The following is a 358-nucleotide window of genomic DNA, read 5'->3' as shown; positions in this document are numbered from 1 at the left end:
TGGGTGCATCATAATAATATAATAAATGCCGAGGACCGGAATCGAACCGGTACGGTAATCACTTACCGCAGGATTTTAAGTCCTGTGCGTCTGCCAGTTCCGCCACCCCGGCAAGAACTATGACAAGCGGAAGACGGGATTCGAACCCGCGACCCCCACCTTGGCAAGGTGATGTTCTACCACTGAACTACTTCCGCATAAAAATGGTGCCGACTAGACGATTCGAACGCCCGACCCTCTGATTACAAATCAGATGCTCTACCAACTGAGCTAAGTCGGCAAAATAAACACTCTCACATTACAACGACCATATTATGTTACCATTTTCTGATCATAATGTCAATAACAAATTGACATT

The 358-nt window shown here is 45.8% G+C and carries 3 tRNA genes; all 3 read right to left on the bottom strand.

The annotated features are described in order from the left end of the window. Positions 1–26: 26 nt before the first annotated feature. Positions 27–112, bottom strand: a tRNA-Leu gene (locus GSM_RS13680). Between the two features lie 13 nt (positions 113–125). After that, positions 126–197: transfer RNA gene (locus GSM_RS13675), tRNA-Gly, on the bottom strand. A gap of 7 nt (positions 198–204) precedes the next feature. Continuing rightward, positions 205–280, bottom strand: a tRNA-Thr gene (locus tag GSM_RS13670). Positions 281–358: the final 78 nt, after the last annotated feature.

The sequence above is a fragment of the Liquorilactobacillus mali KCTC 3596 = DSM 20444 genome (genome assembly GCF_000260415.1).
Classification (GTDB): domain Bacteria; phylum Bacillota; class Bacilli; order Lactobacillales; family Lactobacillaceae; genus Liquorilactobacillus; species Liquorilactobacillus mali.
Note: the sequence above shows the minus strand (reverse complement) of the source record. Positions and strands in the feature narration are given on the sequence as shown.